26 protein-coding genes are annotated in these 23,670 nt (G+C 68.8%); 5 read left to right on the top strand and 21 right to left on the bottom strand.

The window, feature by feature from the left end:
- Nucleotides 1-19: 19 nt before the first annotated feature.
- From ACGG9C_RS09020 to infC, 8 genes are all read right to left on the bottom strand, one after another.
- Entirely contained in the window at nt 20-949 is a 930-nt protein-coding gene (locus tag ACGG9C_RS09020) for an amino acid ABC transporter permease (RefSeq protein ID WP_194383358.1), read from the bottom strand.
- Entirely contained in the window at nt 946-1,593 is a 648-nt protein-coding gene (locus tag ACGG9C_RS09015) for an amino acid ABC transporter permease (protein ID WP_071046073.1), read from the bottom strand. Before ACGG9C_RS09015 ends, ACGG9C_RS09020 begins: the two co-directional genes overlap by 4 nt.
- A 65-nt stretch (nt 1,594-1,658) precedes the next feature.
- Nucleotides 1,659-2,528 (bottom strand): glutamate ABC transporter substrate-binding protein, encoded by an 870-nt coding sequence (locus ACGG9C_RS09010; protein WP_194383359.1) that lies wholly within the window; start codon nt 2,526-2,528, stop codon nt 1,659-1,661.
- Between the two features lie 75 nt (nt 2,529-2,603).
- Nucleotides 2,604-3,398 carry an amino acid ABC transporter ATP-binding protein gene (locus ACGG9C_RS09005; protein WP_194383360.1) on the bottom strand — a complete coding sequence of 265 codons (795 nt, stop codon included), beginning with the start codon at nt 3,396-3,398 and terminating at the stop codon, nt 2,604-2,606.
- Between the two features lie 89 nt (nt 3,399-3,487).
- A complete protein-coding gene (locus ACGG9C_RS09000; RefSeq protein WP_194383361.1) occupies nt 3,488-4,285 on the bottom strand; it encodes an RNA methyltransferase in 798 nt (265 codons plus the stop codon).
- A gap of 203 nt (nt 4,286-4,488) precedes the next feature.
- Nucleotides 4,489-4,872, bottom strand: a complete 384-nt coding sequence (gene rplT, locus ACGG9C_RS08995; RefSeq protein ID WP_071045733.1) for a 50S ribosomal protein L20 — start codon at nt 4,870-4,872, stop codon at nt 4,489-4,491.
- Nucleotides 4,873-4,904: 32 nt separating this feature from the next.
- Complete coding sequence (rpmI, locus tag ACGG9C_RS08990; RefSeq protein WP_194383362.1) at nt 4,905-5,099, bottom strand: 50S ribosomal protein L35; 195 nt, start codon at nt 5,097-5,099, stop codon at nt 4,905-4,907.
- A gap of 70 nt (nt 5,100-5,169) precedes the next feature.
- Nucleotides 5,170-5,748 carry a translation initiation factor IF-3 gene (infC, locus tag ACGG9C_RS08985; protein ID WP_237673305.1) on the bottom strand — a complete coding sequence of 193 codons (579 nt, stop codon included), beginning with the start codon at nt 5,746-5,748 and terminating at the stop codon, nt 5,170-5,172.
- A gap of 308 nt (nt 5,749-6,056) precedes the next feature.
- Here infC and ACGG9C_RS08980 point away from each other — a divergent pair, with 308 nt between their 5' ends.
- Nucleotides 6,057-6,455, top strand: a complete 399-nt coding sequence (locus tag ACGG9C_RS08980; protein ID WP_194383363.1) for a DUF1844 domain-containing protein — start codon at nt 6,057-6,059, stop codon at nt 6,453-6,455.
- On the opposite strand, the gene ACGG9C_RS08975 is transcribed toward ACGG9C_RS08980, so the two are convergent.
- Genes ACGG9C_RS08975 through ACGG9C_RS08950 form a run of 6 tightly spaced genes read right to left on the bottom strand, consistent with a single transcriptional unit; the run spans nt 6,448 to nt 10,752 of the window.
- Nucleotides 6,448-7,251 (bottom strand): SseB family protein, encoded by an 804-nt coding sequence (locus tag ACGG9C_RS08975; protein ID WP_194383364.1) that lies wholly within the window; start codon nt 7,249-7,251, stop codon nt 6,448-6,450. The genes ACGG9C_RS08980 and ACGG9C_RS08975 overlap by 8 nt on opposite strands.
- Nucleotides 7,235-7,981 carry a bifunctional 1-(5-phosphoribosyl)-5-((5-phosphoribosylamino)methylideneamino)imidazole-4-carboxamide isomerase/phosphoribosylanthranilate isomerase PriA gene (priA, locus tag ACGG9C_RS08970; protein ID WP_194383365.1) on the bottom strand — a complete coding sequence of 249 codons (747 nt, stop codon included), beginning with the start codon at nt 7,979-7,981 and terminating at the stop codon, nt 7,235-7,237. The genes ACGG9C_RS08975 and priA overlap by 17 nt, the downstream gene beginning before the upstream one ends.
- A 53-nt stretch (nt 7,982-8,034) precedes the next feature.
- Nucleotides 8,035-8,685, bottom strand: coding sequence for an imidazole glycerol phosphate synthase subunit HisH (gene hisH / locus ACGG9C_RS08965; RefSeq protein WP_194383366.1), 651 nt, complete (start codon nt 8,683-8,685; stop codon nt 8,035-8,037).
- Nucleotides 8,682-9,281, bottom strand: coding sequence for an imidazoleglycerol-phosphate dehydratase HisB (gene hisB / locus ACGG9C_RS08960; protein ID WP_071045723.1), 600 nt, complete (start codon nt 9,279-9,281; stop codon nt 8,682-8,684). The genes hisH and hisB overlap by 4 nt, the downstream gene beginning before the upstream one ends.
- Nucleotides 9,278-10,372: a histidinol-phosphate transaminase gene (locus tag ACGG9C_RS08955; RefSeq protein ID WP_194383367.1), complete on the bottom strand. Its 1,095-nt coding sequence runs from the start codon at nt 10,370-10,372 to the stop codon at nt 9,278-9,280. The genes hisB and ACGG9C_RS08955 overlap by 4 nt, the downstream gene beginning before the upstream one ends.
- A gap of 26 nt (nt 10,373-10,398) precedes the next feature.
- Nucleotides 10,399-10,752, bottom strand: a complete 354-nt coding sequence (locus tag ACGG9C_RS08950; RefSeq protein WP_194383368.1) for a LysM peptidoglycan-binding domain-containing protein — start codon at nt 10,750-10,752, stop codon at nt 10,399-10,401.
- A gap of 267 nt (nt 10,753-11,019) precedes the next feature.
- Here ACGG9C_RS08950 and lexA point away from each other — a divergent pair, with 267 nt between their 5' ends.
- The 3 genes from lexA to ACGG9C_RS08935 all read left to right on the top strand — a co-directional run bounded on the left by lexA (nt 11,020) and on the right by ACGG9C_RS08935 (nt 15,428).
- The gene (gene lexA, locus ACGG9C_RS08945) at nt 11,020-11,700 is read left to right on the top strand and encodes a transcriptional repressor LexA (RefSeq protein WP_071045718.1); all 681 of its coding nucleotides are present in this window, start codon (nt 11,020-11,022) and stop codon (nt 11,698-11,700) included.
- Between the two features lie 311 nt (nt 11,701-12,011).
- On the top strand, nt 12,012-13,466 hold the full coding sequence (locus ACGG9C_RS08940; protein WP_194383369.1) for a hypothetical protein: 1,455 nt from the start codon (nt 12,012-12,014) through the stop codon (nt 13,464-13,466).
- 36 nt (nt 13,467-13,502) lie between these two features.
- Complete coding sequence (locus tag ACGG9C_RS08935; RefSeq protein ID WP_390178580.1) at nt 13,503-15,428, top strand: alpha/beta hydrolase family protein; 1,926 nt, start codon at nt 13,503-13,505, stop codon at nt 15,426-15,428.
- A 36-nt stretch (nt 15,429-15,464) separates the two neighbouring features.
- On the opposite strand, the gene hflX is transcribed toward ACGG9C_RS08935, so the two are convergent.
- The gene (gene hflX / locus ACGG9C_RS08930; protein ID WP_390178579.1) at nt 15,465-16,985 is read right to left on the bottom strand and encodes a GTPase HflX; all 1,521 of its coding nucleotides are present in this window, start codon (nt 16,983-16,985) and stop codon (nt 15,465-15,467) included.
- Between the two features lie 136 nt (nt 16,986-17,121).
- Here hflX and ACGG9C_RS08925 point away from each other — a divergent pair, with 136 nt between their 5' ends.
- Nucleotides 17,122-17,763 (top strand): class I SAM-dependent methyltransferase, encoded by a 642-nt coding sequence (locus ACGG9C_RS08925; protein ID WP_390178578.1) that lies wholly within the window; start codon nt 17,122-17,124, stop codon nt 17,761-17,763.
- A gap of 217 nt (nt 17,764-17,980) precedes the next feature.
- On the opposite strand, the gene dapF is transcribed toward ACGG9C_RS08925, so the two are convergent.
- From dapF to ACGG9C_RS08895, 6 genes are all read right to left on the bottom strand, one after another.
- Complete coding sequence (gene dapF / locus ACGG9C_RS08920) at nt 17,981-18,850, bottom strand: diaminopimelate epimerase (RefSeq protein WP_071045712.1); 870 nt, start codon at nt 18,848-18,850, stop codon at nt 17,981-17,983.
- Between the two features lie 4 nt (nt 18,851-18,854).
- Nucleotides 18,855-19,793 carry a tRNA (adenosine(37)-N6)-dimethylallyltransferase MiaA gene (miaA, locus tag ACGG9C_RS08915; protein WP_390178577.1) on the bottom strand — a complete coding sequence of 313 codons (939 nt, stop codon included), beginning with the start codon at nt 19,791-19,793 and terminating at the stop codon, nt 18,855-18,857.
- Nucleotides 19,790-21,337, bottom strand: a complete 1,548-nt coding sequence (miaB, locus tag ACGG9C_RS08910) for a tRNA (N6-isopentenyl adenosine(37)-C2)-methylthiotransferase MiaB (protein WP_390178576.1) — start codon at nt 21,335-21,337, stop codon at nt 19,790-19,792. The genes miaA and miaB overlap by 4 nt, the downstream gene beginning before the upstream one ends.
- Nucleotides 21,338-21,435: 98 nt before the next feature.
- A complete protein-coding gene (locus ACGG9C_RS08905) occupies nt 21,436-22,053 on the bottom strand; it encodes a regulatory protein RecX (protein ID WP_390178575.1) in 618 nt (205 codons plus the stop codon).
- 101 nt (nt 22,054-22,154) lie between these two features.
- A complete protein-coding gene (recA, locus tag ACGG9C_RS08900; protein WP_071045708.1) occupies nt 22,155-23,201 on the bottom strand; it encodes a recombinase RecA in 1,047 nt (348 codons plus the stop codon).
- A 232-nt stretch (nt 23,202-23,433) separates the two neighbouring features.
- On the bottom strand, nt 23,434-23,655 hold the full coding sequence (locus ACGG9C_RS08895; RefSeq protein WP_071045707.1) for a DUF3046 domain-containing protein: 222 nt from the start codon (nt 23,653-23,655) through the stop codon (nt 23,434-23,436).
- Nucleotides 23,656-23,670: the final 15 nt, after the last annotated feature.

Genomic DNA, 23,670 nt, shown 5'->3' with positions numbered 1-23,670 from the left:
CTTCGCATACGCGACGCATTCACTTCGGCGTCTGCGACTCCGACAACCGCGCCTTGGCGTTGGCCTCGGCGACCAGGAGTGCCTGATCGGGATCCTCCGGCGTGGATGCTCCCTTCCGCGCCCTGCCGCCCCCGGACGCCGTGCGCCGCGACAGCCATCGCGCGAACCACGACAGGCTCAGGTTGATGGCCAGGTAGAGCACGAGGGTCACCACGAACAGCGAGAACATGTACCGATTGCCGTAGAAGCTGCCCAGATTGTTCATCGTGGTGCGGATGAGCTCGTTGTATCCCACGATGTATCCGAGAGACGTGTCCTTCAGCAGCACGACCAGTTGCGCCACGATGATCGGGAGCATCTGCCGGAACGCCTGCGGGAACTCCACGAGCATCTTCGATTGGAAGTAGCGCATGCCGACGGAGAGCGCCGCCTCACGCTGACCGCGTGGCAGCGCGGCGAGTCCCGCTCGCAGCGCCTCGCCGATGAGGGTGCCGTTGTAGATGATCAGGGCGATCACGACCGCCCAGAACGCACCGGTGGATGCGACGAGGAGGATGAACAGCATCATCAGCAGCACCGGCATGCCGCGGAAGAACTCCAGCAGCCACGCGGTCGGCACGCGGATCCACGCGTGCTCCGAGCTCCGCAGGAGCGAGAAGACGACTCCGAGGGCCACGGCACCGACAGCCGCCACCGCCGCGGCTTGCAGCGTCGCCAGCACCCCTCGCCCGATGAACTGCCACACCTCGGGATCGGTGAAGATGTCCCATCGACTCCCGTCGAACATGCCCGGAAGGGTGATGCCGCCGGATTGACGGGGCGCGGCGAGGATCAGGAAGACCCAGACGGCGAGCGCGATCAGCACCGCCCCCGCGACGACGGAGGCGATCAGCGAGTTGCGACGAGCCTTCGGGCCCGGCGCGTCGAAGAGGACGCTCGATCCGCTCATCGTGACACCACCCATCGCTTCTCGAGCTGGCCGGCCGCGAAGCCGAGCGGCACCGTGATGACGAGGTACAGGGCCGCGGCCACCAGCAGGATCGGGATGACGATGTTGCCGTTGTCGTTCGCGAGCTGCCGGGTCGTGGCGAACAGTTCCACCACGAAGAATCCGCCCGCCACCGAGGTGTTCTTGGTGAGGGCGATGAAGACGTTGATCAGCGGCGGCACCGTCATCCGGAACGCCTGCGGAAGCACCACGAGCGAGACCGTCTGCCGGAATCCGAGCCCGATGCTGCGCGCCGCCTCGGCCTGACCGACGGGCACGCCGTTGATGCCCGAGCGAAGGGCTTCAGCCACGAAGGGCGACGTGTAGTAGGTGAGCGCGACGAAGGCGAGCAGCACGTAGGGGGCACGCACGCCGAGCATCGGCATGACGAAGGCCGTGAAGAAGAACACCAGCGTCAGCGGGGTGTTTCGCGCGATCTCGGTCCACGCCGCGGCGAATCCGCGCAGCACCGGAACCGGCGAGATGCGCATCGCCGCGATCGCGGTGCCGAGCACGAGGGCCAGCACACCCGAGACGACCAGCAGCAGCAGGGTGACGCGGAATCCCTCCCAGAACTCGGGCATGAGCGACCAGAGCTGCTCCATCGGCCCTCCTCTCGATCGGTGGGATGAGGGTGTCCCGCAGGCGAGTGCGGGACACCCTCATCGGGTCAGTAGCGGTCCGGTGTCGGCGGCTCGACGTAGGGCAGCACGGCACCGGCGGTGTCGTTCCACGCCTGCTCGTAGCTGCCGTCGGCGTACGACTCCTCCAGCACGTCGTTGATCCACATGCGGAAGTCCGTGTCATCCAGCGCCAGGCCGATGCCGTAGGGCTCGTCGGTGAACGGCTCGCCCACGACCTTGAACTCGCCCTCGTTCTGCGCGGCGAGGCCGGCCAGGATGACGTTGTCGGTCGACACCGCGACGACCTGACCGTTCCGCAGGGGCTCCAGGCAGTTCGAGTAGGTGTCCGTGAGGACCGGCTCCGCACCGATCTCCTCCAGCATGGCCGCCGGAGTCGACCCCGTCACCGAGCACACCGGCTGCCCGACGAGGTCCTCTTCGCTGGTGATGTCCTCGTTGTCGGCGAGAACGAGGATGGACTGCCCGGCCATGTAGTAGGGCCCGGCGAAAGAGACGACCTCCTTGCGGGCGTCGTTGATCGTGTACGTCGCGACCACGATGTCGACCTGGCCGTTCTCGATGAACGGCTCACGGTTTGCCGACACGGTCTCGACCCACTCGATGTCTTCTTCGGCGATGCCCAGCTGGGCGGCGATGATCTTGCCGATCTCGACGTCGAAGCCCTCGGGTTCGCCGCTGGGACCGACCAGGCCGAACAGCGGCTGGTCGAACTTCGTGCCGATCGTGATGGTGCCGGCCTCGTTGAGCGCCGCCATCGTCGTGCCCTCGTCGAAGGTGACGTCTTCGGCCGGCTCGGGAGCGGCATCGTCACCGGCGGTGTCCCCGCCACCGCAGGCCGTCAGCGCCAAGGCGCCGGCGGCGGCCAGCGCGATGAGCGGGAGTCTCGCTCGCTTCATGTCTCGTCCTTTGCTGTGTGCGGTCGCCGAAGCGACCTCTTCTCGATTCCCGCCCCGCGTCGCGGAGCGGTCCTTTCAGTGCTCGAGGATCTTGGACAGGAAGTCCTTGGCCCTCTCGCTCTGCGGGTTCGTGAAGAACTGCTCGGGTGCGGCTTCTTCGACGATGGCTCCATCGGCCATGAACAGCACGCGGTCTGCGGCCTTGCGTGCGAATCCCATCTCGTGTGTGACGACGATCATGGTCATGCCCTCCTGGGCGAGACCGACCATGACGTCGAGGACCTCGTTGATCATCTCAGGGTCGAGTGCGCTGGTGGGTTCGTCGAGGAGGATGAGCTTGGGATTCATCGCCAGCGAACGGGCGATGGCGACACGCTGCTGCTGGCCACCCGAGAGCTGACTGGGCATCTTGGCCGCCTGATTGGCGACACCCACGCGATCCAGGAGCTCCATCGCCTTCTTCTCGGCATCCTTCTTCTTGAGGCCCCGCACGCGCATCGGACCGAGAGTGACGTTCTCGAGCACCGTCTTGTGGGCGAAGAGATTGAACGACTGGAACACCATGCCGACGTCGGCACGCAGCTTCGCGAGCGCGCGCCCCTCTTCGGGCAGCGGTACGCCGTCGATGGTGATGGTGCCCGAATCGATCGTCTCGAGACGGTTGACGGCGCGACACAGCGTTGACTTCCCGGACCCGCTGGGCCCGATCACGACCACGACCTCGCCGCGGTTGACCACGGTGTTGATGTCGCGCAGCACATGGAGGTCGCCGAAGTGCTTGTCGACGTGGTCGATGACGACGAGCGGCTCACCGCGTCGCACGGTGATGTTCGACGTTCGGGCCGCCGGTGAGGCATCGGATGTCGTCATGGCCTGAACATAGCCCCGGGCGCACCCCCGCTCCAGGGGTGACGCGCGACCTTAACCGAGCTGTAATCGACCCGCGCTGGTCAGATGGCTCAATCGGCGCGCTGCGCGAACGCCGTTTCGTAGAGGCAGACGCTGGCAGCGGTAGCCAGATTGAGCGACTCGGCGCGTCCGTAGATCGGCAGCCGCATCGACATGTCGACCAGCGAGACGGCCTCGTCATGAAGGCCCCGCGCCTCGTTGCCGAAGACCCAGGCGGTCGGTTCGGCGAGGATCTCACGTCGAGCGAGGAAGTCCTCTCCTCCGACGTCGGCGGCGACCACCCGCACGCCGGCGGCGTGAGCGAGCCCGACGACGGTCTCGAGGTCGGTGCCGATGGCGATCGGGAGGTGGAACAGCGAACCGGTCGTCGAACGCACCACCTTCGGGTGGTAAGGATCGACGGTGTTGCCGGTGAGGATGACGGCGTCGGCGCCGACCGCGTCGGCGGCACGGATGATCGTGCCGAGATTGCCAGGGTCGCGCACCTCTTCGCACACCGCCACCAGCCGAGGCGAGCCGGCGAAGATCTCACGGACCGGCGTGGGAGCCTGCCGCGCGACCGCGACGATCCCCTGGGGTGTCACCGTGTCGGCCATCGCGTCGAGCACGGGCTCGGTCGTGTAGACCGGCTCGATTCCGGCGGACGCGGCCGCATCGCGGATGTCGGTGTGCTTCTCCAATGCGGCCGGTGTCGCGAACAGTTCGACGACCGTTCCGGGTTGGAAGGCGAGCGCCTCCCGTGCGGCCTGCGGACCCTCGAGGAGATAGAGCCCCGTCTCTTTGCGTGCGCTGCGCTTGGTGAGCTTCGCCACGGCGCGCACGCGCGGCGACCGGGGGTTCTCGAGCACGCGACCAGTCTAGGGGCGGCGCCCCGCGGCGCCCCGCATCCACCTGCCCGCCCGATGTCGGAGAATCGTGTCGATGTCGGAGGATTCCGACGCGATCATCCGACATCGGGCTGAATCTCCGACGATGCGGCCGCGCGGGGCGGGGCACGGGATGCCGAAAGGGCGCCCTCCCGGGGGAGGACGCCCTTTCGAGATAGAGAGCCTTACGCCGTCTTCTTGGCGTTGACGTTCTCGGGCAGCGCCTTCTTGGCGGTCTCGACGAGCGACGCGAACGCGGTCGGCTCGTTCACGGCGAGCTCGGCCAGCATGCGACGGTCGACCTGCACACCCGCGAGGCCGAGACCCTGGATGAAGCGGTTGTAGGTCATGCCGTGCTGACGGCTGGCTGCGTTGATGCGCTGGATCCACAGACGACGGAAGTCGCCCTTGCGCTTGCGACGGTCGCGGTACGCGTAGACGAGCGAGTGGGTGACCTGCTCCTTCGCCTTGCGGTACAGACGCGAGCGCTGACCCCGGTAACCGGAGGCGCGCTCGAGGATGACGCGACGCTTCTTGTGGGCGTTGACGGCCCGCTTGACTCTAGCCATTTCGTTTCGTTCCTATTCGTGCACGGGCCGCGTCAGCGACCGAGAAGCTTCTTGGCCTGCTTGGTGTCGGCCGTCGACAGCACCTGGTCCTGGTTCAGACGGCGGGTGCGACGGCTCGACTTTCCCTCGAGGTTGTGGCGCATTCCGGCCTGCTGCTTCTTGAGCTTGCCGCTGCCGGTGATCTTGAAGCGCTTCTTGGCACCCGAGTGGGTCTTCTGCTTCGGCATGTTTCTTCCTTCGTGTCTCTTCCCGCTCGGGCGGGAACGGGGTCCCGACGGAGCGGGAGTCTGGGCAGCGTTACTGCGCCGGGGCGGTGTCGCCGTCGGCGCTGGTGCGCGATGCGCGCGAGGCTTCCTTGTTCGCGGCGCGCTGAGCGTTCTGCTCCGCCTTCGCCTCGGACTTGTTCTTGTGCGGGGCGATCACCATCGTCATGTTGCGGCCGTCCTGCGTCGGGTTGACCTCGACGGTGCCGAACTCGGCGACGTCTTCGGCGAACTTGCGGAGCAGTCGCACGCCCTGCTCCGGACGCGACTGCTCGCGCCCGCGGAACAGGATCATGGCCTTCACCTTGTCACCGGCCTGGAGGAAGCCCTCGGCGCGCTTGAGCTTGGTGATGTAGTCGTGCGCCTCGATCTTCAGTCGGAACCGGACCTCCTTGAGGACCGTGTTCGCCTGATTGCGACGCGCCTCCTTGGCCTTCTGCGCAGCCTCGTACTTGAACTTGCCGTAGTCCATGATCTTGACCACGGGCGGCTTGGAGTTGGGCGCGACCTCGACCAGGTCGAGATCCGCCTCCTGAGCCAGACGCTGCGCAACCTCGATGCGGACGACGCCGACCTGCTCGCCGTTGGGGCCGACGAGACGGACCTCAGGCACGCGGATGCGCTCGTTGGTGCGGGGATCGCTGATGCGGAACTCCTCTTCGTGCGGGTGGTGGCCACCGCGACACGGTATGTCGCGGGCGGAAGAGTCCCCATTCCACCCGACGCGGCGTCCGAACGCCGACATCGCGCACCCGTACCTCGGCCGACATGCATGTCTCCGGGTCGACTCCGACATGGTGTCGCCGGAGCGGAGTGCGTGGACCCGGTAGCCTGGAGCGGCAAGCGCGGGTGGGATGTGATCCTCTTTCGTTCCAGAGCACAGTGCTCTGAAGCCCGCTGAAGTCTACCAGAAAGCACCACGTGTCCACGATTCCCCCCGACCACGGCCACGCAGAAGACGAACGTCACGCTCGGTGGGCCTCTCAGGAAGCCGCCGCCGAGTCGGCGACCCGCGACATCGCGGATGTCCCCGCGGTCGAGGTGATCACCACCGCCGCGGTGCATCTGATGAGCGCGGCCGCCGTGAAGGTCGGACTCGCCGACGACCCCGACACGCAGAAGGATCTGGACGAGGCCCGCAAGCTCATCAACGCCCTCGCCGGGCTCATCACCGCCGGCGCCCCCGAGATCAGCGACATGCACGCGCGGTCCCTCCGCGACGGACTGCGCTCGGTGCAACTCGCCTTCCGCGAGGCATCGACGATTCCCGACCCCATCGGCAAGGGGCCGGGCGAGAAATGGACCGGACCGGTCAGCTGAGCGGCTCCGAGCGCACGAGCTTCACGGCGAGCGAGTCCACCAGCACGGCGACGCGGTCATCCGCGGCCCATCGTCTCGCCAGGCGTGCGAGGACGGCATCGAGCTGCGACTGATCGAGTCCGGCAGCCACGTGCAGGCGCACGATCAGCTCGGGCCCCCGTCCACGTGCCTCGGGGTCGCCGGGTTCGAGTGCGAGGTCGATGATGGCCAGCTCCCCGCCGACGCTCTCGTTGAGTCCGGCCGCCACCTCGGGCGAGCGATGACTCGGCTCCCACTGCTGCGACTGGGCGATCGCCCAGACCGCCGGACGACGGATGACGAACTCGGTCTCCGAGCCGGGATCGATGACGATGAGGTCGGTGTCGTCCGCCGATGCCGCCAGTGCGGTCCTGATGCCCTCCGCGGGCACCGGACGCGCCTGCGCATCCCACACCCGCATGGTGTCGACCGACGTGAAGACCGGAAGCACGTGTCGCCCGTCCGGTGCGGCGACCGTGACGATCGACAGCTCCTGCGTCTTGTCGACCGCGAGTCCGTGTGCACCGACCGCGTCGCCGTCACCGTCGCCCTTCTGCGCGATGAGGGGGATCAGCAGACGGGCTCTCCGGTACGCGTCGACGACCTGCACCTCGGAGCCTTCGCCCGCCCGGAAGTCCCGCAGCGCCCGCTCGAGAGCAGGATCAGCACGGCCGTCGTCAGCGGCGTGGGGATTGTCGGAGAAGCGGCGTCCCTCCCACGGGACTCCCGCCGAGTCCGAGCCGCCGTCGGGCTGCGCGGGATCAGCGCCCGGCGACATCCAGCGCCTCAGCGAGGGTGAAGTTCCCCGCATAGAGGGCCTTGCCGACGATCGCACCCTCGACGCCGAGGGGCACGAGCTCTCGGAGAGCGGCGATGTCGTCGAGGCTCGAGATGCCTCCCGACGCCACGACGGGCTTCGGGGTGCGCGTCACCATTTCGCGAAGCAGCTCGGTGTTCGGGCCCTGCAGGGTGCCGTCCTTCGTGACGTCCGTCACGACGTAGCGACTGCATCCGGCTGACTCGAGGCGATCGAGCACCGTCCACAGGTCACCGCCTTCGCGGGTCCAGCCCCGCGCGGCGAGCGTCGTACCACGCACATCCAGGCCGACGGCGATGAGGTCGCCGTAGCGGCCGATCACGTCAGCCGCCCACTCGGGGTTCTCCAGCGCGGCGGTCCCGAGGTTCACGCGCGAGGCGCCGCTTTCGAGAGCCGCCTCCAGCGAGGCATCGTCGCGGATGCCGCCGGACAGCTCGACCTGAACACCGCGCACCGACTTGATCACCTTGCGCATGATGCCGGCATTGCTGCCCCGGCCGAAGGCCGCATCCAGGTCGACGAGATGGATCCACTGCGCCCCCTGGCGCGCCCAGTCGGTCGCGGCGTCGACGGGGTCGCCGTAGTTCGTCTCCGAACCGGCCTCACCCTGCGTGAGTCGAACGGCCTTTCCCCCGGCGACGTCCACCGCGGGAAGCAGAACAAGCTGGGGCGTTGATGCGAAATCGTTCATAGCTCCTCGTGCGTCTCGGCACCGGATCCGGGCGGCCGGGCGCAGGCACGGATTCAGAGGTTAGTCGGCGCCAGCCCGTCGATCCAATTGGCGAGCAGCCGGATGCCGGCCTCCCCCGACTTCTCGGGGTGGAACTGCGTCGCCGAGAGCGGCCCGTTCTCCACGGCGGCAAGGAAGGGCACGCCGTGTTCGCTCCAGGTCAAGACCGGTTCAGCGAGGGGGCGCTGCGTCTGCATCGTCCAGTGCTGGGCGGCGAACGAGTGCACGAAGTAGAACCGCTCGTTCTCGATTCCGCGGAACAGGCGACTGCCGGCCCCCGACGCGACGGTGTTCCATCCCATGTGCGGAAGGACAGGAGCATCCAACTCGGTGACCGCGCCCGGCCACTCGCCCAGTCCCGGAGTGTCCGCGCCCCGCTCCACACCGTGTTCGAAGAGGACCTGCATCCCCACGCAGATCCCCAGCACGGGCCTACCGCCGGCCAGACGTCGTCCGATGAGCTCGTCGCCGCAGCGCGAGCGCAGTGCGGCGACGACCGCCTCGAAGGCGCCGACGCCGGGCACCACGAGTCCGTCCGCGTCTTGGATCAGCCCGCGGTCGGCCGTCAGCCGCGCGTCGGCTCCGGCAGCGACGAGAGCCTTGACCGCGGAATGGACGTTCCCGGATCCGTAGTCGAGAACGGCGACGAGGGGCCGGTCGGTCACAGGGCGCCCTTCGTGCTCGGCACGCCGTCGACGAGTGGATCGAGCGCTTTCGCCTGGCGGAAGGCACGCGCGAATGCCTTGTATTCCGCCTCGGCGATGTGGTGAGGGTCCCGGCCGCCCAGCACCCTTACGTGGACGGTCAGCGCCGCCTGGAAGGACAGCGCCTCGAAGGTGTGGCGCACCAACGACCCCGTGAAGTGGCCGCCGATGAGGTGGTGTTCGAAACCGGCCGGCTCGCCCGTGTGCACGAGGTAGGGCCGCCCACTGATGTCGACCACTGCCTGGGCGAGGGCTTCGTCGAGCGGGACGAGCGCATCCCCGTAGCGGCTGATGCCGGCCTTGTCGCCGAGAGCCTGCCGGATCGCCTGCCCGAGCACGATCGCGACGTCTTCGACCGTGTGGTGTGCGTCGATGTCGGTGTCGCCCGACGCGCGAACCGTGAGGTCGGTGAGCGAGTGCTTCGCGAACGCGGTCAGCATGTGGTCGTAGAACGGCACCGACGTGTCGATGCTGCTGCGCCCCGTGCCGTCGAGGTCGAGCTGGAGCTCGACCGTCGACTCGCTGGTCGATCGGGTGAGCGAGGCGGTGCGGGTCATGACGTCGATCCTAACGACGCCAGCGCATCCAGGAACGCGGTCGTCTCCGCCTCTGTTCCTGCCGTGACGCGGAGGTGGTGCGGGATGCCCACGTCCCTGATGAGGATGCCGCGGTCGTAGAGGGCACCGAACGTCGCCGCCGGGTCCTCGACTCCCCCGAACAGGACGAAGTTCGTCCACGACGGGTGCGGCTGGTAGCCGAGCGCCTCGAGGGTGGCGGAGATGCGGTCGCGCTGCGCGACGATCTCGTCGACCATGCCGAGCATGACCGGCGCGTGACGCAGCGCCGCGAGCGCGGCGGCCTGCGTGATGGCACTCAGGTGGTACGGCAGGCGCACCAGACGCAGAGCGTCCACGACCGCGGGGTCGGCAGCGAGGTAACCCACGCGAGCTCCGGCGAAGGCGAATGCCTTCGACATCGTGCGCGACACGATCAGTCGCTCGCGCCCGGGGAGCAGGGTGATCGCTGATGGCTCGTCGTGAGGCGCGAACTCCTGGTACGCCTCGTCGACCACGACCATCGCCCGGCTCGCGTCGTAGACCGCTGCGATCACGTCAAGTGGCAGCGGCGTGCCCGTCGGGTTGTTCGGGGCGCACAGGAACACCACATCCGGATCGGCTGCTGCGACCTGGTCGGCCGCCGAATCGGCGGTCACCGAGAAGTCGTCTTCGCGCGTTCCCGCGACCCAGGCAGCACCGGTCGCTCGCGTCAGCAGCGGGTACATCGAGTAGGTGGGCGCGAAGCCGAACGCCGTCCTCCCCGGTCCAGCGAAGGCCTGGAGCACGTGCTGAAGCACCTCGTTGGAACCGTTGGCGGCCCACATCTGCTCAGGAAGCAGCCCTTCACCCAGGTAATCCGCGAACGCCTCGCGAAGCGGCAGGAACTCGCGATCGGGGTATCGGTTGACGTCCCGAAGCGCCAATGCGATCGCATCGAGGATGTCGGCGGCGATCTCATCCGGCACGGGATGGGTGTTCTCGTTCACGTTCAGCGCAACCGGAAGCGGTGCCTGAGGCGCACCGTACGGAGTCATTCCGCGCAGATCGTCACGGAGAGGAAGGTCGTCGAGGCGAGCGGTCACCCCTCCCATGGTACGGGCGCGCTTCGCCCGGCGGTCTACGGTGCCGTGTCGTAGCGCGCAGGGATGGCCAGCTCCTGACCAGCCGAGACATCGACACCGTCGAGAGCATTCAGGCGCGCGATGTCGTCAACGACGTCTCGAGGATCGCTCTCCGGTGCCACGCGCTCCGCGATCGCCCAGAGCGATTCACCTGCACTCACGACGACCGTGGAGAACGAGGCAGCGTCGCCGGCGTCATCGCGCGACGCGAGCGCGCTGCCGCCACTGATGACCGCGACCGCCACGCATGCGGCGGCGGGCAGTGCCGCCGCGGCGGCAAGAACGCGACGGCCGCGCACGGTCATGCGCAGGCGGGTGCGGTGGTGCGGCGTGATGCTGATCGCGGTCATCTCTCCTCCTTCTCGGCGAGAGGTTCGCATCGCTGAACTCGGCCGGGAGCCGGCGATGCGAACCTCTCTTCCGAAGCTATCTTCGATCTCGTAAGCTGTCAAGCGGGCCGACCGGTGGACTTCTCTCGAACACGACACGCGGAGCGCTTGCAGACCGTGTCGGACGAGGGCGGATACCGTTTCGATGAGCAGAGCCCATCACCGACCTCCGACATTCGAAGGCCGGTGCCCCTCGGACGACGAGGGGTGAGGAGACAGGAGCACGAGATGACCGAGCCGACGAGCCGCGCGCGACCCCAGACACGGCGGCGCCGCAGCCTCAGCGACAAGCAGCTCGCGATCCTCGAAGTGATCCAGCGATCGATCGCACGGCACGGGTACCCGCCGAGCATGCGTGAGATCGGCGACGCGGTCGGGCTGAAGTCGTTGTCGAGCGTGACGCATCAGCTGAATCAGCTGGAGCTGAGCGGCTACCTGCGCCGCGATGCCGGCAAGACTCGCGCGATGGAGGTCCTCATCGACCTCCCCGGCGCGAGCACGGAAAGCCCCGCCGACGCGGCGCCCCCCGTGGGCGATGCCGCGATGGTCCCCCTCGTCGGGCGCATCGCCGCCGGGGTGCCGATCACCGCCGATCAGCAGATCGACGAGGTCTTCCCGCTGCCGAGGCAGCTGGTCGGCAAGGGCGACCTGTTCATGCTCAAGGTGTCCGGCGAGTCGATGATCGACGCGGCCATCTGCGACGGCGACTGGGTCGTAGTGCGCTCGCAGCCGACGGCCGAGAACGGCGACATCGTCGCCGCGATGCTCGACGGGGAGGCGACCGTCAAGACCTTCCGCCAGCGCGACGGTCACGTGTGGCTGCTGCCGCGGAACTCCGCGTTCGAGCCGATCCTCGGGGACGAGGCCGTCGTGCTCGGCAAAGTCGTGGCGGTGATGCGCGCCGTCTGACGGCCGTCTCCTCAGCCGGCCAGCGCACCGCGCGTGCAACAACTCAGGCTGTGCTGGCGATTCTGGTGCCGTGGCGGCATCCCGATGGTGTCTCAGCCTGAGTCGGGTCCGCAGGAGGCCGAGTAGGACGGAACTCGCACCCCGACGCCTCACCTCGCACGAGGCCAGGATCCAGAGAACGGGCGCCAGAATTCGGGGACGAAGGTGTCCGACCGCTTGAGGGCGTCGGAGAACCTGATCTGGGGCACACGTGCGAACGGGGCGGCGTTCCCGCCACAATGGGGCTGACCCGACAAGAGGGAGCCCTCGCCATGGCCACGACAGACATCACCGATCTCCGCGCGGAGATCGAACGGCTGAAAGCGGAGAACGCCGATCTTCGTTCCCAGGCGTCCTCGGATCTCAGCGGAGAAAGACCTGTCTCAGACCGCGCTGGTCACACCGGATGGTGGCGTGCCCTCATCTCGGCCGTCTGCATCGTGCTCGCCGGCATCCTCGTGCCCGTCTCCGTCCTCGGCACGTGGGCGCGCGCGGAACTCGTGAGCGAGGACGCGTTCGTGCAGACCTTCGGTCCCCTCGCGGACGATCCCGATGTGCAGCAGCTGGTGATCGACCAGGCGTCCACCGCCGTGAACGCGGCCGTCGACGTCGAGGGCATCACGAACGACGTCATCGACGGCGTGCAGAGCCTCGATCTTCCGCCCGCCGCGTCGTCGGCGCTCGACCTCCTCCGGCAGCCCGCCGTCCAGGGCGTGCAGGGCCTCATCGACTCGGCGATCACCGGAGTGGTCCAGTCCGACGCCTTTCCCGAGGTGTGGCGAACGGCTCTCGTCGCCAGCCATCGTGCGCTCGTCGCCGCAGCGACGGGCGACGACTCCACCGCGATCGCGATCGACGACACCGGCGCCCTCGGCATCCAGCTCGGCCCCATCATCGAGGAGCTGAAGTCACGACTGGCCGCGCAGGGTTTCGGCTTCGTCACCTCCATCCCGGCGATCGATCAGACCATCGTCATCGTCCAGGCCGATGGCCTGCTTCTGGTGGGCACCGTCTACAACCTCGCCGTCACAGCGGGCTACTGGATCCCCTTCGTAGCCCTCGGCCTCGCCGCCGTCGGGGTGCTGATCGCGCGCCGACGGTCGACGGCCGTGCTCGGGGTCGGCGTCGCCATCACGATCGGCGCAGGTCTGCTCGCGGTAGCCCTCGCGAGCGCGGGAGCCGTCCTCAGCCTCAACGCACCCGGTCTGGGCATCCCCGCTCGCACTCTGGAGTCGATCTACGACACGGTGATCGGCGCCGTCCGCGATACGGCGGTCGTCCTGACCTTCCTCGGCATCGTCGTCGCCGTGGCGGCGTGGCTGAGCGGCCGTTGGGCGCCGGCGCGGCGCATCCGCTCCGTGGCCGGCTCGCTCACCGCGTCGGCGCGATCGGGACTGCGCAGTCGAGGGCTCGACACGGGCGCCTTCGGGGACGCGATGCATCGCCAGCGCGTGCTCGTGCGCGTCGTCATCCTCGTGCTCGCCGTGCTCGTGCTGTTCGCGCTGCGGCCCCTGACTTTCGGCGACATCGCCCTGGTCATCGTGCTCGCCCTCGCCGTGTGGCTCGTCACCGCCCTGCTCGAGAGATCACCGTCTGATGGCCAGGCGGCCATCGACGCCGACGACGTCCTCGAGGCGGAACCGACGGCCGACGTGGACACGGCGGCCGATGTGGAAAGCGACACGGCGGTCCTTCCCGGCAACGCACCCACACAGCCGTTGCGCTGAGCCCGCAGGGAGGTCACCGCGTCGTACGGTGGGACGGTGACCTCCGAACTCCCCTACGGCTCCTGGCCCTCTCCCATCACCGCCGAGGCGGCCTCCGCGGCGTCGCCCCGGATCGACGGAGCTCGTTTCGTCGGGGAGGACGTGTGGTGGGGCGAGCCCGTTCCGGCCGAAGCCGGTCGCGTCGCCGTACGCCACCGCGGCGACGACGGCGACGTTGAGGATGTGTTGCCCACCCCCTGGAACGCGCGAAGCACCGTGCACGAGTACGGCGGCGGCGCGTGGACCGCCGACGAAGCCGGAACGCTGTTCTTCGTCGAGAAGACGGATCAGCGCGTGTACTCCGTCGTCGACGGGACCGTGCGTCCTCTCACTCCCGTGGCAGGCCACGCGCGCCACGGCGGCCTGGAGTGGCGCGACGGCGTTCTGCTCGCCGTCCGCGAGGAGCACGATCCCGGGCTGACCGTCCCCCGCCGCGCGATCGTCCGCATTCCGGTGGACGGATCAGCCGCGGACGACGACGCCGCGATCGTCGTGCTGGTGAGAGGGAGCGACTTCGTCGCACAGCCCGCGCTCTCCCCCGACGGAACCCACCTCGCGTGGGTGGCCTGGAACCATCCGAACATGCCCTGGGAACGCGCCGAGGTGCGCGTCGGACGCATCGAGGACGGCACTGTAGGCGAATGGACGGCTCCCGTCACCGGCGACCGCTCCGTCCTTCAGCCGCGCTGGCTGGACGAGCAGACCCTGCTGTACCTCGACGACGCGTCCGGTCGGTGGAATCTCATGCGGTGGCGGCTCGGGGACGAGGCCCCGGTCGCTTCGTTCGCCCCCGCCGACGCCGACACCGGAGGCGGACTGTGGGTGCTCGGCCTGTCCTGGTACACCGTTGCGGGTGATCACGTCGTGGCGGTTCGCACGGACGGCGCAGATCACGTGGTGGCGGTCGATCCCGAGACCGGGGCGACCGCGCCGCTGCCGGTCCCTGTCGTCTCGGGGGTCGTGATCGAGGACGCTCGGGGGACGCGGGCGCTCGTCTCCGGCGCGGTGCCCGGAGGTGGGACAGGCGTCTGGAGCGTCGACGCGTCGGACGGGACGATCACCGCGGTGCGCGAATCATCCGCGCCGTGGGCGGACGAATGGACGCCGCGGGCCACGGCTGTCACGGTGGACGGTCCGTCGGGCCCCGTTCACGCGTTCGCGTACCCGCCCACCAACCCGGATGTCACCGCTGCCGACGGTGAACGGCCCCCCTACGTCGTCTTCGTCCACGGTGGCCCCACTTCGCATGTCGGTCCGGTCGCCTCCTCGCGGGCCGCGTACCTCACCAGCCGCGGCATCGGCGTCCTGGATGTGAACTACGGCGGCTCGACCGGGTACGGGCGCGCCTACCGCGAGCGCCTGCGCGGGCAGTGGGGCGTCGTCGACGTGGCCGACGTGGTGGCCGCTGCCCGGGGACTCATCGACGGCGGACTCGCGGACCCGGATCGCGTCGCGATCGCCGGCGGTTCGGCCGGAGGGTGGACGGTGCTCGGTGCCCTGGTCACGGGAGACGTCTTCAGCGCCGGCATCTCCCGCTATGGCGTCGGCGATGCCCGCGCCCTCGCCGAAGACACGCATGACTTCGAAGCCCGCTACCTCGACGGTCTGATCGGGCCGCTGCCGGAGGCCGAGCAGCTCTACATCCAGCGATCCCCGCTGACCCACGCCGAGCGCTTCTCGGCGCCCCTGCTCCTTCTGCAGGGCAGCGAGGACGCGGTCGTGCCTCCCGCCCAGTCCGAAGCCATTCGCGATGCGCTATCGGCGCGCGGCGTGCCGCACGCATACGTGCTGTACGAGGGCGAGGGACACGGATTCCGTCGTGCGGAGACCATCGTCCACGCGCTGGAGTCTGAGTACGCCTTCCTCGGCGCCGTCTTCGGGTTCGACACCCCGGGGGTCGCGCCGATCGAGCTGCAGCGGTGAGCAGCGCCGCCTGCCGACGGTTCGGCGATCGGCCGGTCAGGCGGTGAGGAACGGTGCGAGTCGCGCGCCCAGGATCGCCGGCACATGAGCATGGATGGCGGTGCCGTCCGCGACGTGCTCCTGCGTCAGGATGATGCCCGTCTCGTGCACGGCCGAGACGAGGTCGCCGCGGTCGTACGGCACGAGCACGCGAACCTCGACCGGAGGAAGCGGCAGCATCCGCTCGATCCGGGCACGGATCTCGTCCACGCCCTCGCCGGTCCGCGACGAGGCGAACACCGCATCGGGCTCGAGTCCGCGCAGCACCAGCCGCGTGTCGTCATCGATGAGGTCGGCCTTGTTGAACACGACCAGCTCGGGCAGCTCACGCGCACCGACGTCACCGATCACATCCCGTACCGTCGCGAGCTGCGCGGCGGGGTCCGGATGAGCTCCGTCGACCACGTGCAACACGACGTCGGCCTCACCGACCTCTTCGAGCGTCGAGCGGAAAGCCTCGACGAGCTGATGCGGCAGATTGCGCACGAAGCCGACCGTGTCGGTGAACGTGTAGACGCGCCCGTCGGAGGTCTGGGTGCGCCGCACCGTCGCGTCGAGAGTTGCGAAAAGGGCGTTCTCGACCAGCACGCCAGCGCTCGTCAGGCGGTTGAGAAGACTCGACTTTCCGGCATTGGTGTATCCGGCGATCGCCACCGACGGCACGGTGTGACGGTCTCGCTCGGCCCGTTTGGCGGCCCGTGCGGGGGCGAACGACGCGATCTGGCGACGCAATTGCGCCATGCGGGTGCGGATGCGGCGGCGATCCAGCTCGATCTTGGTCTCACCCGGTCCGCGGGAGCCCATCCCGGCGCCCGCGGCTCCGACCTGACCTCCGGCCTGGCGGCTCATCGAGTCACCCCATCCACGAAGGCGCGGAAGCAGGTACTCGAGCTGCGCCAGCTCGACCTGCGCCTTTCCCTCGCGGCTCTTGGCATGTTGGCTGAAGATGTCGAGGATCACCGTCGTGCGGTCGATGACCTTCACCTTCACGACGTCTTCGAGCGCGCGCCGCTGGCTGGGGGCCAGCTCCGTGTCGGCGATCACCGTGTCGGCGCCGACAGCGGCGACGAGGTCGCGCAGCTCCTCGGCCTTGCCTCGACCCAGGTAGGTCGCGGGGTCGGGATGCGGCCGGCGCTGGAGCACGCCGTCGAGGACGACCGCCCCGGCGGTCTCAGCGAGCGCCGCCAGCTCGCGCAGCGAGTTCTCGGCGTCTTCCTGCTCCCCCTGGGGGTGCACCCCGGCGAGGACGACGTTCTCCAGGCGCAACTGGCGGTACTCGACCTCCGTGACGTCTTCGAGTTCGGTCGACAGCCCCGGGACGCGTCGCAGCGCCGCGCGGTCTTCGCGATCCCATTGGTCGCCATCGTCGTCGCCGCGGCCGGCGGTGCGCACATCCTGCAGCGCCTGCGCTCCCGAGAACACCGTGACACCCGACCGCCCGTTCGCTCGCGCCAGCACGCGTTCGACGGGGTCGAGCGGTGCGTCGTCGGCCCCGTGCGTCGTGGTGGTATCGGTCATCCTCGCCTTTCATCATCGTGGCCGGCGGCATCGCAGCGGCCTCTCGTCACACCCGGGGAGCGCTTTCGCGCGCCGAGCGGGCATCGGTGAATTCTAGCTCCCCCTGAGGCTGTCCGCTCCGCTACGCTCGTGCTCCATGGGGAGCGACCACTACTTCACCGCGACTCCCGCAAGTCCCGAGAACCTCCGCACGATCCGCGTGACCCTGGCGGGCCGCGATGTGGATGTCGTGACCGCCGGCGGGGTGTTCAGCCCAGACCACGTCGACGCCGGAACGGCGGTTCTGCTCGCCAACACGCCGATGCCGCCGCAGGGCGGCCATCTGCTGGACATCGGCTGCGGGTGGGGGCCGATCTCCCTCAGCATGGCCATGGAAGCCCCGCACGCGACGGTCTGGGCCGTCGACGTCAACGAGCGCGCGCTCGATCTGACACGCCGGAACGCCGCATCCCTGGGCCTGGAGAATGTGAACGCCGTTACACCCCAGGATATTCCCGCCGATATCGCGTTCCGGGCGATCCGATCGAATCCGCCGATCAGGGTCGGCAAGGATCAGCTCCACGGGCTGCTCGAGACGTGGATCCCCCGCCTCGACGAGCGCTCCGACGCGCATCTCGTGGTCTCCCGCAACCTCGGATCGGACTCGCTCCAGCGCTGGCTCGCAGCGACGTTCGAACGGGGCTACAGCGTGCACCGGGTGGCCACCGGCCGCGGGTTCCGGGTGATCAAGGTACGGCGGCGCGGCGCGGCGGCGACCGGCGTCATCCCCCTGCCCTGAGGTCCGAAGCACCGGTGGGCACACGTGGGCACGCGTGTGCAGGCGTGGGCACCAACTCAGGCTGAGCCTCGCCCGGCCGCCGTGATTCGGCGGCAACGTGCGGGGCACGCCCTCCTCAGCCTGAGTCAGGGCACGGCGAGCAGACTGAACCAGGGCACCGCAGGCAGCGGGTCAGGGCACGGCGAGCAGCCTGAGTCAGGGCACGGCAGGCAGCGGATCAGGCGAGGGTGATCTCGCCGGTGTAGACGAGGGCGGCCGGACCCGAGAGCAGCACGTGCGAGCCGTCGGCGTGCGGCACGAGGCGCACGCCGAGACGACCGCCGGGGACATCCACGCTCCACTGCTCGGGCGCGCCGGCTCCGGCCCAGTGACGCACGGCGAGGGCGGCGGCGGCGACGCCCGTTCCACAGCTGAGGGTCTCCCCCACGCCCCGCTCGAACACGCGCATCCGGATGCGGCCGACACCGTCGTGGACGAGAGGGTCTTCGGGCACGACGAACTCGACGTTCGCTCCCGCCGGCGGCGCGGGATCGAGGATCGGAGCCACGGTGAGGTCGAGGTCCTGCAGCTCCTCCACCGACGACAGCGCGACGACCACATGGGGGTTGCCGAGGTCGGCATGCTGACCCGGTCGCGGGACGCTCAGCCCGCGGGCACGCACGAGCACGTCGTCGTCCACGACATCCCACCGGCCGAGGTCGACCTCGAATCCGAGGGTGCTGCGCGTCAGGGTCTTCACGCCCGCGCGCGTGCCGATGCGCAGCGGCTCTTCCAGGGACGCCAGGCCGGTGTCGACGAGGTACTTCGCGAACACCCGCGTGCCGTTGCCGCACATCTCGGCCACCGAGCCGTCGGCGTTGCGATAGTCCATGAACCATTCCGCTCCGGAGGCGGCGGCGGTGGCGCCCTCCTCGATCGACGTCGAGCGGATGACGCGCAGCAGGCCGTCTCCTCCGATGCCGAAGCGTCGATCGCACAGGATGGCGACATGGTCGTCGGTGAGATCGAGCGCACCGTCGGGGTCGGCGATCACGACGAAGTCGTTCCCCGTGCCGTGGCCCTTGGTGAACGCGACGGTCTGCGGCATCCTGTCAGTCTACGGGCGCGGCGCCCCGCACGCGTGCGACGGCGTCGCGGGCAGCATCGGGCGCCGGCTCTACCCACGTCAGCGCGTCATAGCGCCGGAACCACGAGACCTGGCGACGGGCGTAGCGCCGCGTGAGGGCCTGGGTCTGCGCGATCGCGTCGCTCTCAGCGATGCGGCCGTCCACCTGCGCGAGCGCCTGGGCGTAGCCGATCGCGCGACGTGCCGTCACCCCGTCTTCGAGGCCACGCGCCCGCAGCCGCTCCGCCTCCGCCACCAGCCCCTCCGCCCACATCGCCTCCACACGGCGATCGAGCCGTTCGACCAGCTCGGCACGGTCGACGTGCACGCCGAGGAGCGTCGTCTCCGGATGCCACAGCGACGGCGTCTCCGGCAGCGCGGCACCGTGGGTGCTCTCGCCCTGCATGACGATCTCCAGCGCCCGGACGACCCGACGACCGTTGCGTGGATCGATGCGCGCGGCGGTGGCGGGGTCGAGCTCACGCAGCCGCGCGAAAAGGATGCCAGCTCCGTACCGGTCGAGGTCGGCCTCCAACTCGGCACGCACGGCGTCGTCGTGGGGCGGAAAACGGAAGTCGAAGACCACGCTCGAGACGTACAGTCCCGATCCGCCGACCAGCACCGCATCCGCACCACGCGCGAAGATGTCGGAGATGGTCTCACGCGCGGTCGGCTGATACCAGGCGACCGCAGCCTCCTGGGTGACATCCAGCACGTCGAAGAGATGATGCGGGATGCCGCGACGCGCCGACTCGGCGAGCTTCGCCGTCCCGATGTCCATGCCGCGATACAGCTGCATGGCATCGGCGTTGACGATCTCCGCCGGGCGCCCCCGTCCGATCAGCTCCTCGGCGAGAGCGAGCGAGAGCGACGTCTTGCCGGTGCCCGTCGCGCCGGCGATCACCCACAGCCGCGCGGCGCTCACCCGCCGATGCGCAGGCTCGGGAGCCCGAGGGAGACCGCCCGGATACCGTCGGCGGCGGACGTCGCCGTCACACCGCACGATTCGGCCTGCGAACGATCCCAGGCATCCCCTGCGCGCGTTCGGCGGATGCGCAGCGGCTGCCCGTCCGGAGCGTCCGCCAGCAGGTGGAACGGCGCGGCATGGGTCACCGTCACCGACACGACATCGCCGGGCCGCGGAGCCTCGGACCCGCGTGGAACCTCGAAGTGCACGAGGCGGTTGTCCTCGGCGCGGCCGGTGAGCCGGTGCGTCTCCGCGTCCTTCTTGCCCTCACCGGTGGAGACGAGGACCTCGAGCTCGCGACCGAGCTGGGCGTGGTTCTCCTCCAGACTGATGCGTTCCTGCAGGGCGACGAGACGCTCGTAGCGCTCCTGCACGATGGCCTTCGGCAGCTGGTCGGGCATGGTCGCCGCGGGCGTGCCCTCACGGATCGAGTACTGGAAGGTGAAGGCCGACGCAAACCTGGACTGCTCGACGACGCGCATCGTGTCCTCGAAGTCCTCGTCGCTCTCCCCCGGGAAGCCGACGATGATGTCGGTGGAGATGGCCGCGTGCGGGATGCGCTCGCGCACACGGTCGAGGATGCCGAGGAACTTCGAACTGCGATACGAGCGTCGCATCGCCTTGAGGATCCGATCGCTTCCGGACTGCAGTGGCATGTGAAGCTGCGGCATGACCTGCGGCGTCTCGGCCATCGCGTCGATGACGTCGTCGGTGAAGGCCGCCGGGTGCGGGCTGGTGAAACGGATCCGCTCGAGGCCCTCGATCTCCCCCGCGGCGCGGAGCAGCTTGCCGAACGCCTGGCGATCCCCGAACTCGACGCCGTAGGAATTGACGTTCTGTCCGAGCAGGGTGACTTCGATGGCCCCGTCGTCGACGAGCATCCGGATCTCGTTCAGGATGTCGCCGGGGCGTCGATCCTTCTCCTTGCCCCGCAGACTCGGCACGATGCAGAAGGTGCAGGTGTTGTTGCACCCGACGGAGATCGACACCCATCCGCTGTGAACGGCGTCACGCTTGGTCGGGAGCGTCGACGGGAAGACGTCGAGGGATTCGAGGATCTCGAGCTCGGCCTCGCCGTTGTGACGAGCTCGCTCGAGCAGATTCGGCAGCGAGCCCATGTTGTGGGTTCCGAAGACGACATCCACCCACGGCGCCTTGTCGATCACCGCCTGCTTGTCCATCTGCGCCATGCAGCCGCCCACGGCGATCTGCATGCCCTCGTGACGATCTTTCCGGGACTTCAGATGCCCGAGCGTGCCGTACAGCTTGCCGGCGGCGTTGTCACGCACCGCGCAGGTGTTGATGACGATCACGTCAGCCTCGTCGCCTTGTTGCGCTTTGACGTACCCAGCGCTCTCGAGGGAGCCGGAGAGACGCTCGGAGTCGTGCACGTTCATCTGGCATCCGAACGTTCGCACCTCGTAGGTGCGGGCTCGACCGTCGGCGGTCGTGGCGGCAGGAGAGGGTGCGATCAGCGTCGGCGCGGAGGAGGGCATGGACATGATCTGCTCAGTCTACGATCGCCCATCGTGACCTGCCGAGCACACGCTCGGCATCAAGCCCCACCAAGGCAACCATGGCACTCCCGGGGCGGCGGCGATCAGGAGAACCTGACGCCTCGCGCGCCACGATGCTCGTCAAGCGCACGCCGCGCGGCCTCCATGGCGACCGAACCGGCGTATCCCCGGCGCGAAAGCTGGCCGACGAGCCGCCGCAGCGCGACGTCCTGTTCGACACGGTCCAGCTGCCGAGCCTTCGTGCGCGCGAACTCGAGCGCGCGATCGCCGTCGTCGTCGGGCAGGCCCGCGAGCGCCGCGTCGACGACGTCACGGGGAATGCGACGCTTCTGCAGCGCCATGGCGATCGCGGTACGCCCCTGACCCTTGCGATCGACGGCGACATGGATCAGGTGCTCGGCGAGCGACGAATCGTCGAGGTAGCCACGGCGACACGCATGGTCGATGATCGACGCAGCGAGACCGTCGTCGAGTTCGTGAGTCGCGAGGAACGCGCGGGCCTCCGCGATCGACAGAGGCTTGCTCCGAAGCTTGCGCAGAAGCTGCTTCTCCGCGGCGTCACGGGCCTCGTCGGCGTCGGCATGACCGACGACCTCGGTTTCGTCGGCTTCTCGAGAAAGACCCAGATCCGACGTCCAGGTGCGATCCCATCCACCGGCCCGGTCGGGCGGAAGCTCATCCGCGGCCGCCGATGCGGCCATACGCGTCGTGTCTGCGCCACTGCCACGCGGGCCGAAGAGGGGCGTGACGGGGGCGAGGCGCTCATCCGCCTCCTCGCCCCCGTCATCGGCGAACCGGACCATCAGGCCGGTCGGCGGGCGGCCAACTCGTCGGCCGAGGCTTCAACGCGGGGCTGGCCGATCCCGAGCTTCTCTTTGATCTTCGTCTCGATGTCCGCCGCGATATCCGCGTTCTTGATCAGGAAGTTCCGGGCGTTCTCCTTGCCCTGGCCGAGCTGCTCACCGTCGTAGGTGTACCAGGCTCCCGACTTCTTGACGATGCCGTGCTCCACACCGAAGTCGATCAGGCTTCCCTCCCGAGAGATACCGACTCCGTAGAGGATGTCGAACTCGGCCTGCTTGAACGGCGGGGCCATCTTGTTCTTGACGATCTTCACCCTCGTGCGGTTTCCGACCGCGTCGGAGCCGTCCTTCAGCGTCTCGATGCGACGGATGTCCAGGCGCACGGAGGCGTAGAACTTCAGCGCTTTTCCACCGGCTGTCGTCTCGGGCGAGCCGAAGAAGACGCCGATCTTCTCACGCAGCTGGTTGATGAAGATCGCGGTGGTCTTGGTGGTGTTGAGCCCACCGGTCAGTTTGCGCAGCGCCTGCGACATCAGGCGCGCCTGCAGACCCACGTGCGAATCGCCCATCTCTCCTTCGATCTCGGCCTTCGGCACGAGAGCCGCGACGGAGTCGATGACGACGAGGTCGATGGCACCGGAACGGATAAGCATGTCGGCGATCTCGAGCGCCTGCTCGCCCGTGTCGGGCTGCGACACGAGGAGCGCATCGATGTCGACGCCGAGTTTCTGCGCGTAGTCGGGGTCGAGGGCGTGCTCCGCGTCGATGAACGCGGCGATCCCGCCGGCGCGTTGGCAGTTCGCGATGGCGTGCAGGGTCAGCGTCGTCTTACCCGACGACTCCGGCCCGTAGATCTCGATGATGCGCCCGCGAGGAAGCCCGCCGACGCCGAGCGCCACGTCGAGCGCGATCGATCCGGTCGGGATGATCTCGACCGGGGCGCGTTCGTCGCTGCCCAGGCGCATGACCGACCCCTTGCCGAACTGGCGGTCGATCTGGGCGAGAGCCGATTCGAGGGCCTTCTCGCGGTCAGCGGGTGATGGCATGGCGTGCTCCTTATGCTCGCAATCCGTCGCCTGTAGGCTGTCGCGCTCCTCTCCGGCGGATCGGATGCTGCGACAAGGCGTGGGTCGTCTCGATGACGTGATCCACGGTAGGAGGGGGCTCCGACATCGCGTCGGAGATCCGGCGCCGGCCGGGGATCACCGGGTCGAAACGGCCCGTGTGCAGCACATTACGCCACGATTCGAACACATCTTCGAGGCGCGCGGCGTGTCGTCAGCGACGAGGTTCGAGTCGGCCGACACCGTGACGTCGCTCCGGCGGAACATCCATCTCGATGCAGAGGGCGATCCACACCTCACGCGGCGGCACGCCGGCATCCAGCGCATCCGTCGCCGTGCGGTCGCCGATCCCCGGGATGACCAGATCGTCGAGGAGCGCACCGCCACGGGGGCCGAACTCATCGTCGACGGCGCGACGGAATTCACTGCGCCGCATGGACTCTCCCGTGAG

The organism is Microbacterium sp. MTN4-26, assembly GCF_042846595.1.
Taxonomy (GTDB): domain Bacteria; phylum Actinomycetota; class Actinomycetes; order Actinomycetales; family Microbacteriaceae; genus Microbacterium; species Microbacterium luteum.
This window is presented reverse-complemented; position numbering and strand designations above follow the sequence as displayed.